The 18240-nt window shown below is 36.3% G+C and carries 9 protein-coding genes; all 9 read right to left on the minus strand.

Annotated elements, in window-relative coordinates:
- Nucleotides 1-7: 7 nt before the first annotated feature.
- Nucleotides 8-1810: a GNAT family N-acyltransferase gene (locus P700755_RS07135; protein ID WP_015024038.1), complete on the minus strand. Its 1803-nt coding sequence runs from the start codon at nucleotides 1808-1810 to the stop codon at nucleotides 8-10.
- Between the two features lie 579 nt (nucleotides 1811-2389).
- Nucleotides 2390-3415 (minus strand): LacI family DNA-binding transcriptional regulator, encoded by a 1026-nt coding sequence (locus P700755_RS07140; protein WP_015024039.1) that lies wholly within the window; start codon nucleotides 3413-3415, stop codon nucleotides 2390-2392.
- Nucleotides 3416-3605: 190 nt separating this feature from the next.
- Nucleotides 3606-5882 (minus strand): beta-glucosidase BglX, encoded by a 2277-nt coding sequence (bglX, locus tag P700755_RS07145; protein WP_015024040.1) that lies wholly within the window; start codon nucleotides 5880-5882, stop codon nucleotides 3606-3608.
- Entirely contained in the window at nucleotides 5883-7568 is a 1686-nt protein-coding gene (locus tag P700755_RS07150; RefSeq protein ID WP_015024041.1) for a family 16 glycosylhydrolase, read from the minus strand.
- Between the two features lie 11 nt (nucleotides 7569-7579).
- Nucleotides 7580-9163, minus strand: coding sequence for a hypothetical protein (locus P700755_RS07155; RefSeq protein WP_015024042.1), 1584 nt, complete (start codon nucleotides 9161-9163; stop codon nucleotides 7580-7582).
- Between the two features lie 10 nt (nucleotides 9164-9173).
- Complete coding sequence (locus P700755_RS07160) at nucleotides 9174-10658, minus strand: RagB/SusD family nutrient uptake outer membrane protein (RefSeq protein ID WP_041758211.1); 1485 nt, start codon at nucleotides 10656-10658, stop codon at nucleotides 9174-9176.
- A gap of 12 nt (nucleotides 10659-10670) precedes the next feature.
- A complete protein-coding gene (locus P700755_RS07165; RefSeq protein ID WP_015024044.1) occupies nucleotides 10671-13709 on the minus strand; it encodes a SusC/RagA family TonB-linked outer membrane protein in 3039 nt (1012 codons plus the stop codon).
- Nucleotides 13710-13945: 236 nt separating this feature from the next.
- Complete coding sequence (locus tag P700755_RS07170; protein ID WP_015024045.1) at nucleotides 13946-16807, minus strand: helix-turn-helix and ligand-binding sensor domain-containing protein; 2862 nt, start codon at nucleotides 16805-16807, stop codon at nucleotides 13946-13948.
- Nucleotides 16779-18155: a sugar porter family MFS transporter gene (locus P700755_RS07175; RefSeq protein WP_015024046.1), complete on the minus strand. Its 1377-nt coding sequence runs from the start codon at nucleotides 18153-18155 to the stop codon at nucleotides 16779-16781. Before P700755_RS07175 ends, P700755_RS07170 begins: the two co-directional genes overlap by 29 nt.
- Nucleotides 18156-18240 lie beyond the last annotated feature (85 nt).

Here is an 18240-nt window from a genome sequence, read left to right on the forward strand (position 1 = left end):
TTTCGGTTTAATTAGAGTTACGTTGTTCCAATTCGGCCTGAAATTCTTCCATAACAGGCCTCACAGTACTTTCAGGGATATCTTCTATAAGAATATACATTAGCCCGTCTACAGAATTATTGAATAGTGGATCGACATTAAAAGCAACAACTTTAGCATTTTGCTTAATATACTTTTTGATGAGAACTGGAAGCCTAAGGTTACCAGGTTCAATTTCATCTATAATTTTATCAAATTTATTTAAATTAGCCTTAGTAGAATCAAAAATAAAATCTTTGTCAGCATCTTTTAGCTTGACTTTAAACTCTTTTTTGGGTCTTACAAATTGAGCCACGTAGGGATCGTAATAATTGGATTTCATAAATTCAATCATCATGGATTTTGAAAAGTTAGAGAATTTATTACTGATGCTCACTCCTCCAATAAGGTATTTATGTTCTGGATACCTCAACGTACAGTGAACAATTCCTTTCCAGAGTAAGAAAAGAGGCATTGGCTTTTGTTGATACTCAGCGGTTATAAACGCACGACCCATTTCTATGGACTCGCTTAACATCTTATGCAATTCGGGTTCAAATCGGAAAAGCTCATTGAGGTAAAAACCATCAATCCCATGTTTTTTATAGATATCCTTTCCTAGACCCATTCTATAAGCTCCCGCTAATTTCTTGGCTTGATTATCCCACAAAAACATATGCTGATAGAAATCATCATAACGATCTAGGTCTACCGATTTATTAGTTCCCTCCCCTACAGACCTAAAGGTAATTTCCCTTAACCTACCTATTTCTAAGACTATATTTGGGATGTACTTACGCTCTGAAATAAAAACCTCATAATTATGACTCACCAAAAGCCGTTTTGACTCATCTCTACAGGCTTGTACTTCTCTTTCTAGGGCTTCACAAGCTATTTCGTTAGCAATGGTCTTTGGTTGTCGTTTTATAGGAAATATAATCTGCTTAGGGAGATTTTTCAATAGCGATTTCTTTTCGAATGAATTTGCTAGGAAATAGGTTTTTTGCCTTAAAAAACTTGAATAATCATTCAAATCTGGTAAATCATTTTGATCTGCTACCGAAATTGGATTTCCTATCCTTACACGAATAGGTCTATGCCCTTGATTAAGCATTTCGCTGGGAAGCTTTGCAGTTCTGAGCGCGTCATTCAGCTTGGATAAGCGATAAAAAGAAGCGGAATTCCTAGCGTGAAAATATACTGGAATCACAGGGACTTCTACTTTTTTAATCAACTTAATCGCCTCGTCAGACCAGGGTTTATCAACCACCCGTCGACCTTCCTGATAGGTCGAAACTTCTCCTGCAGGGAAAACCCCAAAAGGACTTCCCGACTTTATGTGAGCTAGGGCTTGCTTTAATCCAGAAAGGCTCGACTTGACCTCTTTTCTAGTTTCAAAAGGGTTTACTGGCATGATGTAGGGCCTTAAAGGCAATAACCGATGAAGCAAAAAATTAGCGACTACCTTAAAGTCAGGACGGCGTTCTAAAAATAATTTAATAAGGATTAAGCCATCTACAGCTCCTAAAGGATGATTAGAAATCGTAACAAAAGGTCCTGTTTTAGGAATACGCTTGAGGTCTTTTTCGGGAATTTCAAACTCTACATCGAGATGCAGAAGAACAGCATCTACAAATTCAAGCCCTTTCAAGTGAGCATATTGATCATAAATTTCATTGAGTTCTGAAATCCTAGTCGTCTGCATAATGAAGTTACCCATTACATTCCCAAGTATCCCAAATTTGGATAAATTGAGACCATTTGCAATTTCACTAGCAGTAATAAAACCCATAGATGTATTGATTAAAAAAGTAAAGATACTAAAGATTAATAATTCGTTTAGGATTGTTTTACTTTATAAATCATGGATAGGTATTATTTCTAAGACTTATTTTGTGCCTTCAGTAAGTCTCGAATTTCAGCTAAAAGCTCAATGTTTTTGGGAGTAGTTTCAATAGTATTGGTTTGATCCTCGGATTTTGTTCTCTTACCAAATTTAATTTATAATGTCGTATAAATAAATTGGTGTTATCTATTAAAGATCTTAATCACTGCTAGTGTACATAAAGTGATGATTAAAAATCTGTAAGGGTTTGGATAAAGTTACCGTAGGAAAATTCTAAAACTGGATACAGCACCACTCCATCCTTTTGTATTTACTCTCGTAATATAATGCTTAACTCCTTGAAGTTGACTTTACCTAATAATACTCCTAGAATGGGCATAACCAAATCATTCACTTAAGAGGTGACAATTTTACTAAAAGCCGTTCAAATAATAATAGCTATATCGAACCTATTCCCTTTAATAGCGAACTCTTTAAATTCTTTAATAATTTTCATTTAAACTGAAAAACAAAAAAGTTAAGTCTTTAATAAAGATGTATTTCAGTAGGCATTTCAAAAGTAATAGGCTTGGAGGTAAGGTCTTTAGACTCCAGTCTATTAATGAGTAATTCAGCAGCTTTAGATCCAATTTTCATTGCATTTTGATCTATATAGTCGATTCTTGGGTAGCTCAAAAGTGAGTTTTTCTCATCTGAAAATCCAATCAGCGGGATTTCAGAATTGGTATCAGGCCTTTCTGATTTTAAAATACTCTTAAACATCAGGGAAGAGGTATTATCTGCTGAAATGACACCATCGATCTCCTGCATAGACAGGAAGGCTTTAATAAGACCATGAGGGTCTGAAGATCCCGTAAGATCCAAATTTAAACTGTAGTTAACTTCTATGCCATGATCCCTAAGTGCATTTTCATAGCCTTCTTTCCTCAACTGACCTAAGTTTAGGTCCTCTATATTGCTTACAAAAGCAATTTTGGTTTTGCCTTTAGAAATTAAAATTCGTGTGGCATCATAAACCGATCTCTTATCATCAATGACGACCTTGTCGCAGTCAACTTGATCTGTAGTCCGATCAAATAAAACTAATCCTTTTTTATTTAGTGCAATTTGGTCTATGTGTAAAAAATTATCCTGAGCTAGACTTTCTGAAGATAAGGAAAGAATAAACCCATCCACTCGTCCTTGCATCAATAAATCAAGGCTTTGCGCCTCTTTTTTCAACTGATCATGGCTTACGCAAACAATGGTATCGTAATTATGTTCTGTTGCATAATCTTCGATGCCATGAAGTACTTGAGCAAAAAAAGGATTTAAGATATCAGGTATAATGACCCCTATCGTGTTGGTTTTATTAACTTTAAGTGCAAGAGCCGTTTTATTGGGTCTATAATTATAAAGTTGCGCAGCTTCTTTGATGCGCTTTTTGGTGCCTTCACTGATATCTTTAGCATCATGAAGTGCTTTAGACACGGTAGAGACAGAGACATTTAGTTGTTTAGCAAGTTCCTTTAAAGTGATCATAACAGAGTAGCATAAAGTTAAAATTATCAAACATAAGCTATTTTAAGAAGTCTTTAAATTTAATTTTTTATTAATTTAGTACAATTCAACACACCATTTACCCGATTATTAGCCTAGTAGGCTTCTCAATTATTGTATCCCAAACACATAATCTTGGGAAAACAATACCAGTATAGTTATCCTACAAATAGAGGCATTTACACAACCCCCTTCAAAACTTTTAAAGTTCAAAAGAATTTGAAAGCTGAGCTTGAGAGTCTTCACCAACATAAACTTGGAAACCACCTTCTTCTATTAAAAATTCACCTTCGTTGTTATAAAATCCAAGCTCTTTATCTTGAAGTTGGAAGCTTAAAACCCTACTTTCTCCCGGGTTTAGGTCCACCTGTTCAAAAGCTTTTAATTCTCTAACGGGTCTAGTGACGCTTGCAAATTCATCCTGCAGATAAAGTTGTGTAGTGACTTTTCCTGATTTTCGCCCCGTGTTAGTCACCTTTACTGAAACACTTACTGTTTTGTTTTCTGTATATGAATTATCAATTGTTAACTCCTCAAAATCAAAAGTGGTATAACTTAATCCAAATCCAAAAAGATATAAGGGCGTGTGCTTTTCATCGGTGTAATGTGACCAAAATACTTCTCCAGGAGAGGGGAGCTTAGGTCTGCCGGTCGATTTATGGTTGTAATAAATAGGAACTTGCCCGACATGACGCGGAAACGTCATCGGTAATTTTCCACTAGGATTGTAATCTCCATAAAGGATTTCAGCAATAGCGTTACCACTTTCAGATCCTAAATGCCATGCTTCTAATATAGCGGGAATGTGCTCATCTGCCCAAGGTAAAGCTAAAGGTCTTCCATTTTGTAAAACCAAGACAATATTGGGGTTTACCTTATACACTTCCTCTAAAAGGTCTTGTTGTACTCCTGGTAAATCCAATCGAGTTCTGCTTCGGCCTTCTCCGCTCTGTAAACCATGCTCTCCTAAAACCATGATGACTACATCTGCAGATTTAGCTGTAGCAATAGCCTTAGAAAAACCACTTTTATCGGTGTTGTTTATAGTTAGCTCTCTGGTAAATCGCTTTTCACCCGTAACCACATCTGCACCTTTAGAATAAGTATAATTGTTTTTATTATACGCATTTAATCCTTCTAAAACAGAAACAGCAGTGCCATCATCTGCAGCGATTCTCCAATTTCCCAAAGGAGACGTTTTATCATCAGCTAAAGCTCCAATTACTGCAATGTTTAGTCCTGAAGATATTAGAGGTAACGTATTGTTCTCATTTTTTAAGAGAACAATTGATTTTTTAGCCATATCCAAAACATCTTTTTTGAATTTTGGATTGTAAATTGTTTCCTTTTCCCTTTCTACTGAACAATATTTATAGGGATCTTCAAAAAGACCTAATTCGAATTTAACTTTCAGAATACGACGTGCAGCATCAGTGATAAGTGCTTCGTCGACTTCACCATCCTTAACAAGGCTAGCCAATTGCTCTACATAGTGGTAGGATTCCATATCCATATCGGATCCTGCAATGACTCCTGACTTAGCTGCTTCACGGCCATTTTTTGCAAAACCATGCGCAACCATTTCACCTACGGAATCCCAGTCTGAAACCACAAAGCCTTGAAAATTCCATTTCCCTTTAAGGATATCTCTTAGCAGAAATTTATCTCCAGTAGAAGGAATCCCATTAACCACATTAAAAGCGTTCATCACTGTCTTTACCTCTGCTTCTAAAGAAGCTCGAAAAGGGGGGAACACCACATTATAAAGAGTTGAAGTTCCAATATCTACTGTGTTATATTCTCTACCTGCCTCAGCAAAACCATAGGCTGCAAAATGTTTTGCAGTAGCTGCAACCGTGTTAACAGCAGATAAATCATCACCTTGAAACCCTTGTATTCTAGCTTTAGCAATTTCACTTCCTAAAAAGGGGTCTTCACCAGCTCCTTCCATGACACGGCCCCAACGGGCGTCTCTAGAAATATCAACCATGGGTGCAAACGTCCAATTAATTCCCGCCGCTGAAGCTTCTTCTGCTGCAACTTCTGCAGATCTTTGGATGGCTTTTAAATCCCAACTTGCCGCTTCAGCAAGAGGAATAGGGCTTACAGTCTTATATCCATGAATCACGTCGAAGCCAAAAATTAGCGGAATCCCCAATCTGCTTTCTTCAACTGCTATTTTTTGAACAGCCTTTATGTTTTCTACTCCATGAACGTTTAGCATCGAACCAACCAAACCTTTTTTAATCTGTTCTAACTTATTGGCCGCTTTTCCTTCATTGGGTTGAGGACCTGTAAAGTCCATAAAGCCAGAATATTGATTCATCTGACCGATTTTCTCCTCTAAAGTCATTTTAGAAAGGAGTTCATCGACCTGTTGATCTATTTCTTTTGAGGCGTCTTTTTCACTGTTTGGAGAGTGTTGGCATGCTAAAAACAATACCACAAGCCCCAAATACATCAATCGTAAATACTTCATTTATTGATAAACTTTTATGTAATCCACTTCCATTGTGCTTTCTGTGAATGCAGGATCTGCTGCACCACCAAAAGTACCACCCATTGCCACATTTAAAATTAAAAAGAATGGATTATTGAAGGGCGTCCCTGATGTATTTTCGAATTCATGATACACAACATCATTAACAGCAAATAAAATACGTTCTGCAGACCACTCTACTGTGTAATTATTAAATTCTTGTGAAACTCCAGCTACAGTTGTTGATTCAGTAATAGCATTACCCCCAAAGTTACCTGGCAAGTGTAAAGAACCATGAATCACATCTTGTTGATTTCCTCTATGCTCCATAATGTCAATTTCTCCAGTTTCAGGCCAGCCAACATCAGGGAAATTTTCTCCTAGCATCCAAATCGCTGGCCATGTCCCCCCTCCTTCAGGAAGTTTTGCTCTGACTTCTACTCTACCATATTCATAAGAAAAATTATTTAAAGTCGTCATACGTGTCGATGAAAAATCAAACCCATTAGTAGGTTCTCTTTTAACTGTGATTTTCAAAACACCATCTTCAACAGTCACGTTATCTTCTGTATAATATTGTAATTCTTCGTTACCCCATCCATTATCACCATTACCAATTTCGATATTCCAAATGTTTGGATCTGGAACACCATCTACATTAAATTCCTCTTCAAAGAGTAAATTTTCATATTCAGTTTCTAAGAGATTAGGTCCCCCATCACCTCCCTCTACAGATCCATCAGGATTGGTAGTGAATTTCTGATACCATGCTAAAGGTCCTCCTGGTGATCCAGAAATTGCTCTGACGTAAAGGTAGCTTTCGCTAATTTCTAAAACTTCATAAGAACTTGTATTGATATAATAACCCATAAAGCCTCCATCTGTAACAGAGAATTGAGTTCCAGTACTCACTCCTTCTGGTAAGCCAGAGGTCGCTGAAGATAAACTTAAGGATTTTTCACCAGAAACATCAAAAGGTAAGCATTGATCATCTGGGCCACCACCACCACCAACAGTATTAAACTCAGCATTAAAAAATGTGACTCCTACCCCATCTGGATCTAGATTGAAGTGGTTAAATGACATTCCATTTGGTGCGTTTGCTATGGTAAAATTATCATCATAAAAGCATTGAGCTAACCCATTAGCAGGAGCTGCAAAGAAGTCTGGCGTTGAAGAATCAAGTGGACCAACTCCTAAGTGACCTGGCTCCTGAAAAGCAACATACCACGTTTTTGTAGCAACAGGGTCATTATTGTTATCTTCTGGAGGATTATCTCCAATAAGAAAGGCTCTAGTCGCGGGATCGTCAAATAAACTTAAAACAGTCACCTCTGAAGAAGTGCTGGTTTGAGTTCCTCCTTTACCAGAAGCTATGACCGTAACCGTGTACGTATTTACTCCATTTAAATTAAAAGTATGCGAAATACTGCCATTGGTTTCTGGAGCTTCTTGGGTATCTCCAAAAATGTATTTGTAATTGATAGCATTATCAGCAGTGGCAGTAAATTCTACAGCACCACTTCCATCTCCAAATTCATTTTCTGTATCGGCATTAACTATAGAAAAGTCAATCTGTAAATTGGAAGGAGCTTCTGTAGTCCCGAACTGATTATCGTCATCTTGACAACTTATAATCAAAATGAAAGCTAATAAGCTTAAAGTAAAATACCTGTAATTTTTCATTTAAATATATTTTAATTATAGAAGTAAAAGTTGTCTATATACACAGTAATGCTAGCATCATCTTCCACTAAATTATCAAAAATTAGCTGTGTGACTTGAGACCTATCCATGTCAAAATCTGCTAAAGGAATATCTACACTAACCCATTGTCCTAAGCTTACATCACCAACCGAAGCTAAATCTTCCTGAAGTGGATCTAAAGCTGTATTGACAAGTTTTATTCCGAGCCCTTGAGCATCTGGGGTCCAGTAGTCAAAATGCAAGTGAGTCATGGCTGTTAAATCTGTTGGATTATCATAATCTGTTACAATACCCGTAAAATCGAGATCAAAATATCTTATTGTATTATTACCCTCAATTTGAACTTCTTCAAAACCTGAACCTGACCAAGGAGTAGGAAACTCAGTTGTTGTAATGGACGTGTATGTATCACTGTATATTGAAATCACATTTGCTGCATCCACAGTAGGCTCCGGGGCTGGTAATAGCGGTTCTGTAGGAGCATCGGTATAAAAGTAGATATTATCGATGAAAACGGTAGATAGGTTACCTAAAGTATCAAATAACAATTGTGTGACTTGAGACCTGTCCATATCAAAATCATCTAGTGGGATATCAACACTCACCCATTCCCCAAGAACAATTGAACCAGCAGATTCAATATCTTCCTGAACTGGGTTTAAAGCGGTATTGACAAGTTTAAAGCTTAACGCAGTAGCATCTGTAGACCAGTAATCAAAATGAACAAAATCCATGTTAGTTAAATTCGTTGGATTCTCATAGTCTGTAACGATACCTGTAAAAGCTAGGTTCGAATACTTGACAATATTATCGCCTTCCACTTGTATTTCTTCAAAACCAGTATTGGACCACTCAGTTGGAAATTCATTCACAGTAATAGGTGTATATGCATCACTATATATAGCAATAACATTAGGTGCAGGTGTTGTTGGTGTAGGAGCTGCCACTACGGGTTGTAGTACTTCAGTAACCTCAAAACCTTCTTCAACAAATGTGGTTGATTCAGAAGAGGATCCACTCACAACTAAAGTAATTGTATAAAAGCCAACCTCTTGATAAGTGAAAGAAACAGTTTCTTCAATATTTCCAATTAAAATTGAATCGTTTCCATCTTCTCCAAAATCGACTTCGAAACTAGACGCGAAATCAGCATTTACGGTAACGTTAACTGTTTTAGATTGTATATTATCGTTTTCTATGACCACTTCTAGGTTTTCTGGGGGTAAAAACGAAATTTCTACAGGTTTAATAAGTTTAGTGGTTTTTCCCGAGACATTTAAGGCCACAATGATCAAATCGAAATTTCCTTCTGAATAAATATGGGAGAACGTTTCTCCAGAGCTCAATGTATCTGAAACTGGACTTCCATCTCCATAATCAATAAAAAAAGTATTGGCATTTTCCGCTGAAGGAAGGACTTCTACATTTCCAGAATTGTCCTGAGATAACGTGACTTTAGCTTCCACATTAGAGGGTGCTGCTATAGACACCTCTTGTAGGCCTTCATCCTCAGAGCATCCCACGGTGAACACTGTGATGATGCTAAGCCAAAGTATATAAATATGCTTTTTCATGTTTGTTTTTTTAGTAGTTAGGATTTTGTTCCCAATTGCCTTGAGAAAATTGAATTTCTTCTAGGGGTATTGGAAAAACTTCATTTTTCCCTGCTGTAAAGCCCTCTATTTGTTGAGCAGCTCTGCCCGTTCTTACCAAATCGAAAAAACGATGTCCCTCACCAACTAGCTCTAAGCGCCTTTGTCTGTATATTTCATCTGTAAGCTGACTTCCAGAAACATTTATATCTGGCAAGCCTGCTCTATTTCTAACTTGGTTCACGTAATCTAAAGCTAAAACATCATTGATGTTTCCTCTATTTAAGGCCTCTGCAGCCATCAGTAAAACATCTGCAAAACGTATAGCTCTATAATTATTAGGCTGTGTCAAATTAGGATCTCCAAGATTATCGTTTTGCCGAGGAATATATTTTCTATTGTAATATCCTGTATGACCTGTTTGTGGGTCTTGATTTCCTATAGTAAAAGTTGCTCCAGTGTCTGCAGCCCAAGTTTCAATATCTAAAATACTTAGTTCTCTTCGTAAATCGTTTGTTTCAAAAGCATCAAACATTTCTTGTGTAGGCAAATTAAATCCGAAGCCAGATTCATAACGCGGTCCATCATACCCTCTTACTCCACTAAATCCAACCATCACATTTCCTTCACTACACTGAAGACAACCAAATCCAGCACCTTCTGTACCTGTATATTGAATTTCAAATACAGCTTCAGCGCTATTTTCTGCTTCATATTCGAATAGATTTAAAACATCTTCTTCTGGTATGGTTCCATAAAGACGGAATCCTGAATTTACAACATCGTTAAGTTGAGCTGCTGCTAAGCCAAACTCATCCTGAAATAAGTGTACTTTGCCGAGTAAAGCCTGGGCAGAAGCTTTGGAGGCCCGTCCAACTTGAAGTGGTTGTGGGGATAAATTTAGAATTGCTAAACTCAAATCATTTTCAATGTAGGCATAAACATCTTCAACAGAAGCTCTTGGTATAGAAGTCTCTTCTCCTAATTCAAAACGCCCTTCTGGTTTAATGGGGATAGGTCCAAACCATTTCACTAATTCGAAATTGAAGTAAGCTCTTAAGAAGCGGACTTCAGCTATAATCTGTTCTTTTCCGTCAAAGTCTATCTTATCTTTATTTTCAATAATATAAGACGCTCTAAACACACCAGCGAAATTAAAATCCCAAACATTATCAATATCGTCATTTACAGGAGTATGTATCATTCTGTCCACTTGCTGCCATCCTACAACATCTGTAGCACTTTCTCCTCCAGCATTGGCATTATCAGATGCTATTTCTCCAAGTATCACATTGATGTATGTCGCTTGCAAAAGATCGTAAGCGCCTACTAGAGAATTTCGAAAATCGTCTTCCGTTTCAAAAAATGTTCCCGAAGTTAACTGAAAAGGAGGATCTACATCTACAAAATCATCACTACAAGATACCAAAGCAAATGCTATTAAAATCAATACGCATTTATTATAAAAAGTGTTCATCATTGTTCTGTATTAAAGTTTAACATTTAGTCCTAATGTATATGTTCTAGGAAGGGGGTAAAAGCCTAAGTCAATTCCACCTCCTATTGGAGCACCAGTAGATGCAGTTGGGTCGTAACCTGAGTATTCTGTAAATGTAAAAGCATTATCTACTTTTGCATAGATTTTTACAGAAGTGAGTCCTACAGTTTTTAAAGCCTCCGTTGGTAAAGAGTATCCAAAAGAGATGGTCTGGATCCTAAGGAAAGAACCATCTTCAACAAAATAGTCTGAGAATAATTTGTTTGCAGTTGCCCCTGCGGAAACTCTAGGCTCTGTAGAGGAAGTACCTGGCCCTGTCCAACGATCTAATCTGCGACTTAACATGTTCACATTAACTTGATCACGCTCAAAATTTCTTACAATTTCGCTACCAAGATTAGCAAATGAGTAGGCACTAAAATCAAAGTTTTTGTAATTGAAAGATAAATTAAAACCCATAGTAACGTCAGGAATAGGATCTCCAATATAGGTTCTATCATCTTGGCTTATTGTCCCGTCACCATTTACATCCACAAACCTTATATCACCAGGTCTTGCCGTTGCTCCAAGCAAAGCTTGAGAAGGATGTGCATCTACTTCAGCTTGGGACTGAAAAATCCCATCGGTTTTTAGACCATAAAAATAACCTATTGGTAGACCAACCTCCATTCTTGAGGGTGGAAGTTGTCCTACACTAAACTGTCCACCTTCAAGAAATGGTGCTCCGTTTATTTGGGTAACTTCGTTATCTACAGTACTCAAATTATAATTCACACTAAAGGAGAAATCATCATTAACTTCTTTACTATAGTTTAAAGACAATTCAATACCCTTATTTACAACAGTACCTGCATTAATTGTAGGAGCTAAACTCCCTGGCGCGGAAGTTCCAAAAATACCAGAGGTTGGTATACTAGGTATTAACAAATCCTCTCTTTCATTTCTATAATAATCGAATGTTACTCGTAAGTCCCTGTTTAAAAATTCAAGATCAAGTCCAAGGTCTAATTTTGTTGAAATTTCCCACTTGACGTTCGGATTAGCCAGAGGACCTAAAGCTTGGCCTTCTGTTAAACTTTGGTCTTCTCCAAAAACATAGGTCGCTTCGCCGTTGAGTCTTGAAAGAAAAAGAAAATTACCAATTTGATCATTTCCTAATTGACCGTAACTCCCTCTTAATTTTGCAAAATTTATAAAATTATTAGTTCCTATAAAATCTTCTTCAGTCATAATCCAACCTGCAGTAACCGAAGGAAACCATGCAGAGGCATTATTTGGTCCAAAATTAGAAGAGGTATCACGGCGTATAATCCCCGATAATAAATAGCGATCTAAATACGAAAACTCTACTCTACTGAAATAAGATAATCTCCTGAATTCGTTAACGAATGAACCATTGGTTTGATTATCTCCAACTCCAATAGCAGAATCTAAATCTGCAAACTGAAAGCTATTTCTAGGGACTCCTGTTCTAGAACCAAAAAGTCCCTCACCATGAGCTCTAAAAACTGTTGTTCCTAGTGTAAAGTTTACATCTAAATCGTCGAAGAACGTTTTTTCGATCGTATTAAATAAATCAAACGTATAATCGTAGAAATCTTGTTGGTTGAGATTGACTTGATTAAAGGGACGATTAAAAACCTTTCCATTACCAAAATTAAACTCTGGGAAGAACTCCCTATTGTTTAGTTTAGAAGAATTGAATCCATATCTGGCAGTTAATTTAAAATCCTTGATATATTCCAATTCAGCTTTAAAAGAACCACTTAATCGATTGCTCTCAAAATCATTGAAGGTATTATTAATTTGCGCTAGTGGGTTAACCACTTCGTTTCCCAAATCTATAGTTCCATCCAAATTATTCTGGTTCCGATTGATTACTGGGGCAATATTAATGGCGTTAAAAAGAACAGAGCCAAGTCCAAATGAATTTATGCCTTGAGATCTATTATTTGTAAAAAACACATTAGCACTCACATTTAAAAAATCCCTCACATCTGTGTTTATGGAGATGCTGGCTGTGGACCTCTTAAAATTAGATTTATCTGGAGCAACAATACCACCTTGGTCTAGGTGAGATGCGCTGAAGGAGTAATCTGTATTCTCAGACCCTCCTCTTATGGATACATTATTGCTAACAACTGTAGGAGTTTCAAAGACTTGATCTTGCCAATCTGTATTATTGTTAATTTGAGATAGATTAGTAAATGGCAAATCCTGACCTGCGTTAGCATATTTTTCATTGGTCAGTAGCACATATTCATTGGCATTCAATAAAGACAATTCCCTTGTTGTTTCTTGTATGCCAACATAAGTATTATATGTTATCACTGCAGATTGATTTCTTTCTCCTCTCTTAGTTTCAATAAGAACAACCCCGTTGGCTCCTATGGAACCATAAATGGCAGCTTGTGCATCTTTTAAAACTGTGATTGACTCAATATCCTGTGGATTAATGGAGTTTAAACCTCCGTCGTACTGGGCACCATTTAGGATAATTAGTGGAGAACTATTTCCGTTGGTTGACACTCCTCTAATTCTAATATTAGATTCTGCCCCAGGCGCACCAGATTGAGGAGTTACAGTTACTCCTGCAGAAGTTCCCTGTAGTGCAGTTGCGGCATTGATAGGTTCAAGATCCTGTATTGATTCAGAGTTAACAGTAGAAATAGAACCCGTGATTTTTCGTTTACTACTCGAACCATATCCAATAACGACTACATCGTCTAAAGCTTCAGTATCTGCCTCTAGTTGGACTTCAAATTGGAATTTTCCTGCCACTTTCCTCTTTAAAGTTTTAAACCCCAAATAGGAAAATACAAGAGTTGCGTCCTCTTGGACGGAAGGCAATATAAAGTTACCGTCAAAATCTGTGGTTGTCCCTTGTGAAGTGCCTTCTACAATGACATTCACCCCTAATAATGGCATCCCAGATTCTTTATCTGCCACACTGCCTTCAATATCTCTCACCTGCGAAAACAGACAAAGCGAAAAAAAGCAAAACGTCGATAACAAAAAATTTTTAATCATATCTGTTGTTTGTTTAAAGTAAATCTAACACTAAGTACGTCACAATTAGTTTTATAGGAATTACAAAAAAACTACAAGATGTTAAAATTCTGGATTTCTGAATTATAACACTACCTCATAGCCCATTTGTAGTAAGCTAAATAGAATTGTTAAATTTTTAACTACAACGTTATATTTGTGTTTTTTAAGCCTTTTGTAGTGGTAATGTAGAGTTAAAATTAGCAATTGTATTGGTTCTAAATTTCCAAAATATAATCTGCTAAGCCAATTTCACGCGGTAAGTCCATTTTTTTACGCAAACGATATCGCTTCACTTCAACACTTTTCGTAGATATGTTGAAGAGCGGTGCGATCTCTTTGGACGATAAATTCAAACGCAAGTAAGCGCTAAGTCTTAAATCATTTGGTGTTAGAGAATTATGTTTGGATTTCATCTTTTTCAAAAAGTCTTTATCTGCATTATTAAAGGCTTCTTCGAAGATCTTCCAATCGTCTGAATTGTTGATATTTTTATCGATAATCTTAATCACATTCCTAGAAGAAGCTTGTAATGGTTTTGATTTTTGGAGTTCCTCTTTAATTGAATTTAGAAATTCATTTTTCTTGATTAAGCTCATCGTAGAGACAGCCAACTCTCTATTCTTAGTTTCTATGTCCTGTTTGAGCTGTTCATTTTTAACTTGCATAAGCTCTTGCTCACTTTCTAGTTCTTTAAGTTCTAATTCTTGATTGGCTTTCCGCTTTAGTTCAATTTTTTGTTTTTTATAATAGCGTTTATAAATAGTGTGAATCACTAAAAAGAAAACAATTGAAGTTAAAAGATAAACAATAAGCATAAGGTTTGAAAAAGAAAAAGGACGCTCTACAGTAAATATAAACGATTTGGAGCTCTTTTGATAACTCTCTCCAATTCTTGCTCTCACCTGAAATTCGTAATCGCCGGAAGCCAGATTACTGTATGTTATTTCATTTTGTGACCCCCATGCGGTCCAGTCTTCTAAAAACCCCTTAAGCCGAAATTGATATTCGGAAGAAAAGTATTTTTCAAAGTGTGGTACACTAAAATTAAAATGAATATTATTGAACTTATTCTTTAATACTGCTGGTTGATCTTTAGCCAGAAAGACGGATTCTTTTCCATTTTCCCAGTACTTTATAGAAGTTAAATTTAGAGGTTGATCAATTTTTGATTTAGAAAATTTATCATAATTGATGACCATATAGCCTTGTGTAAAGCCTAATAAGTATTCATCGTCACTTAACTGAAGAATATTTTCATAACCAGCCATCGTTCCTCTAGAATCCGAGGTAATTGGAATGGAAGCTAACCTGTAATTCTCATTCAATTTACCTTGTAAGGTAAAATCTACACTATTTTTATTAAAACTCCAGAGTCCAATTTCTCCTTCAGTTACTGACAATTTCCCAGAGGAATAAGTCTCTTCAGAATACATCTGGCTTAATAAACTGTCTTTTTGAAAAGTATTATTTTCCATCTGAAATTTCCAAATGCCTTTTTGTTGGGCGTAATAGACTTGGCCTTTAAATTTAGCCAAACTAGAATATAGGCCTTTTTCTAGATCTACGTATTGGTGAATTTTAGAAACTTGAGTAAAATCTTTATCTAAGCTTATGCGATAAACACCTTTATACTCGTGATCAATTAAAACTTCAGTGGGTGATATAAATTCAACAAATTTTGAAGACACGTCAAAATTTTTGATTTTGTTACGAAACTGCCATTGACCAGTCACCTTCTCTAAAACACTCAATCCTGAATAATTACCTTGTATAATAAGGCTTGGTTGGTTTGGAACCGACTTGAAACACCATGTACCTAGCAACTCAGAAAGTTGCTCAAAGTCGGTATCTCCCACCACAAACGTCCCGTTGTTATGGCCACAAAATAAGGTGTCATCAATGGTTTTAAGAGTCCATACTTGTCCCTTAGACCCTTCCACAAGTTGAAAGTCCTCGCCAGGACTTTCAACTGTTCTAAAGAAAAGACCCTGATTTGTTCCTAAATAGAGACGATTATGGTGAACGATGGAAGTATATATGGTGCCTAAAATTCCTTTATCATCATTAAAAACACTAATTGAAGAGTTTATATTAACACAATCAATACCATTATCGAGTCCAAGCCAAATATTACTGTCTTTATCCTCAAAGACAGATAAAACTGTATTATTGGTAAGGCCCTCTTGCTGTGAAATTTGATTCGTAATAAGACCTTCGGGAGTAAGAAAAATAACGCCCTGAGAAATAGTCCCTAAAACTATACCTCCGTCAGTCTTTTGTAAACTCGCATATACATTAAAGGTGTTAAGGCTAGTAGAATTTGAAGGCCATAATTGAGGGACTTCCTCTAATGTATAAATGCCTTCTGTTTCGGTTTGCACCAAGATTTGATTCTTATAGGTATAAAGATTAGTGATAAGATTGGTTGTAAAGAAGGCATGATCTGAAACCAATAAAGGGTTGCCATCTTCAATTTTGAAAAGCCCCTTATTTACAATCTGAAAATAAAGATCTGACTCTAACTTAAACATTTTTGAAATTGAACCTTCAATAGGAATTTTATTTACGAACTTATCATCAGTATGGTAAGTGTATATATGATCTAAAGATTGAAAAATGATCCAGTCTTCAAGCCTTTCAATGGTCCAGAATTGTTCATCTGTACCAATAGAATCGATAATATCGAGAGATAGTGAATTGTAGACTAAAGCACCTGTAGACTGTTTTTCCCAAAATCCAAATTCCCGATAACTCCCTGAATATATTTTGTCATCATGAAAAAAAACAGAGCGAAGAATGGTTTGGTTAGGAGAAAGGTATAGCGCCCATGCCTCCCCATCATACTCCAATAGTCCTTTATTATTGGCTATATAGATGTGCTTGTTTTCTCCTTGTGTAATGGACCAGTTCTGGTTATCAGCTTGATAGTCTTTTGGCGAAAAACTTAAAACAGGAGGCAATTCCTGAGAGTGACTGGATCCTAGAAAGCAAAAGAATAGGCAAACATGTAGGGATACATGAAACTTAACATTGTAAAGATTGTAAGTCTTAATCCCAAATATCCTCAAGCTCTTCAAGTGATTTGTTTTTGGTTTCTGGTAAAAATTTGTAAGTAAACACTATGATAAGTATTATAAATCCTATAAAAATAAAATAGGGTAATGATCCATTCCAAAAGCTATTCATATTAGTCTCACTTTCAGAAACAACAGGAAAAAATTGTGATACAACGTAATTCGAAGCCCATTGGGCTGCAACAGCAATAGACATGGCGGCACTTCTAATTCGATTAGGAAACATCTCGGAAAGCAAAACCCAAACTACAGGTCCCATAGACATGGCAAAAGAAGCGATAAAAAGCAATACGCCTATCAGAGAAACCAACCCAACACTTTGTTGTTGAAGACTAATACCGAGTAAAGAAAATCCAATTATCATACCGACGCATCCAATATAAACCAAAGGTTTTCTTCCAAATTTATCTACAGAGAACATAGCGATAAAAGTGAAAATCAAATTAATAAAAGCTAAAAGAATTTGTTGTTCAATAACGTCATCTTTCCCAAAACCTAAAGCTTTTTCAAAAATATCTGAGCCATAATATAACACGGCGTTAATCCCAGTAAATTGTTGTAACATTGAAAATATAGTCCCTATGAGTATAATACCTAAAATTGCTTTCGAAAAAAAGTTGACTTTAGGCTTTTCTAGATTTTGATCAATCGAATCCTGAATTTGATGAGCCTCTATCTTGGCCAATTCACTACCATGGATTTTTAAAAGAGTGCCATACCCTTCTTCAGGTCTTTGCATCAGGTATAACCATCTTGGACTTTTAGGGACAAAAAATAGCAGAACCAAAAACAAGCTACTAGGAATTAACTCCGACCAAAACATTCGTCGCCAGCCAAAGGAAATGTTCTCAGCGACACTTAACTTATCACCAATAAAGTAAGTTACCAAAAACACTACAAAAAAACCAATAACAATAGCCAATTGGTAAAAGGTAACTAAAGTTCCACGCCTGTGTGAGGGGGCAATTTCGGCAATATACATAGGAGCAGACATAGAGGCAATACCTATACCAAGCCCACCTATAATTCTAAAAACCACCAATAAGCTAACTGAATCAGGTAGAAAAGAAGGTAAGCCTGAGCCCCATGCTGAAATTGTAAATAAAGCTGCAGAGATAATTAATGAGTACTTTCTACCAATTTTCATACTTAGGTAACCCGCACTCAGGGCCCCTACAAGACACCCTATTAAGGCCGACCCAACGACCCAACCCTTTAAAGCTGGATCTAAGTCAAAGTGTTGACTCAGAAAGTATTGAGCACCATTAATAACACCTGTATCATAACCAAACAAAAATCCACCAAGTGCAGATACGGAGGTAATGAGCAATAAAAACGTTTTGGACTTCATCTATTAATTTTTGTTAAGCAAAATAGAAAACATATTTCAAATATACATCACTATATCGATAGAGATTTTTGTAGTTTTAATCTTG

This window comes from Psychroflexus torquis ATCC 700755 (genome assembly GCF_000153485.2).
GTDB classification, from domain to species: Bacteria; Bacteroidota; Bacteroidia; order Flavobacteriales; family Flavobacteriaceae; genus Psychroflexus; species Psychroflexus torquis.

Excerpts from the sequence above, each read along its gene's own strand:
- P700755_RS07135 (WP_015024038.1), bottom strand. The coding sequence starts at position 1,810 with ATGGGTTTTATTACTGCTAGTGAAATTGCAAATGGTCTCAATTTATCC.
- bglX (WP_015024040.1), bottom strand. The coding sequence starts at position 5,882 with ATGAAGTATTTACGATTGATGTATTTGGGGCTTGTGGTATTGTTTTTA.
- P700755_RS07150 (WP_015024041.1), bottom strand. The coding sequence starts at position 7,568 with ATGAAAAATTACAGGTATTTTACTTTAAGCTTATTAGCTTTCATTTTG.
- P700755_RS07155 (WP_015024042.1), bottom strand. The coding sequence starts at position 9,163 with ATGAAAAAGCATATTTATATACTTTGGCTTAGCATCATCACAGTGTTC.
- P700755_RS07160 (WP_041758211.1), bottom strand. The coding sequence starts at position 10,658 with ATGAACACTTTTTATAATAAATGCGTATTGATTTTAATAGCATTTGCT.
- P700755_RS07165 (WP_015024044.1), bottom strand. The coding sequence starts at position 13,709 with ATGATTAAAAATTTTTTGTTATCGACGTTTTGCTTTTTTTCGCTTTGT.
- P700755_RS07175 (WP_015024046.1), bottom strand. The coding sequence starts at position 18,155 with ATGAAGTCCAAAACGTTTTTATTGCTCATTACCTCCGTATCTGCACTT.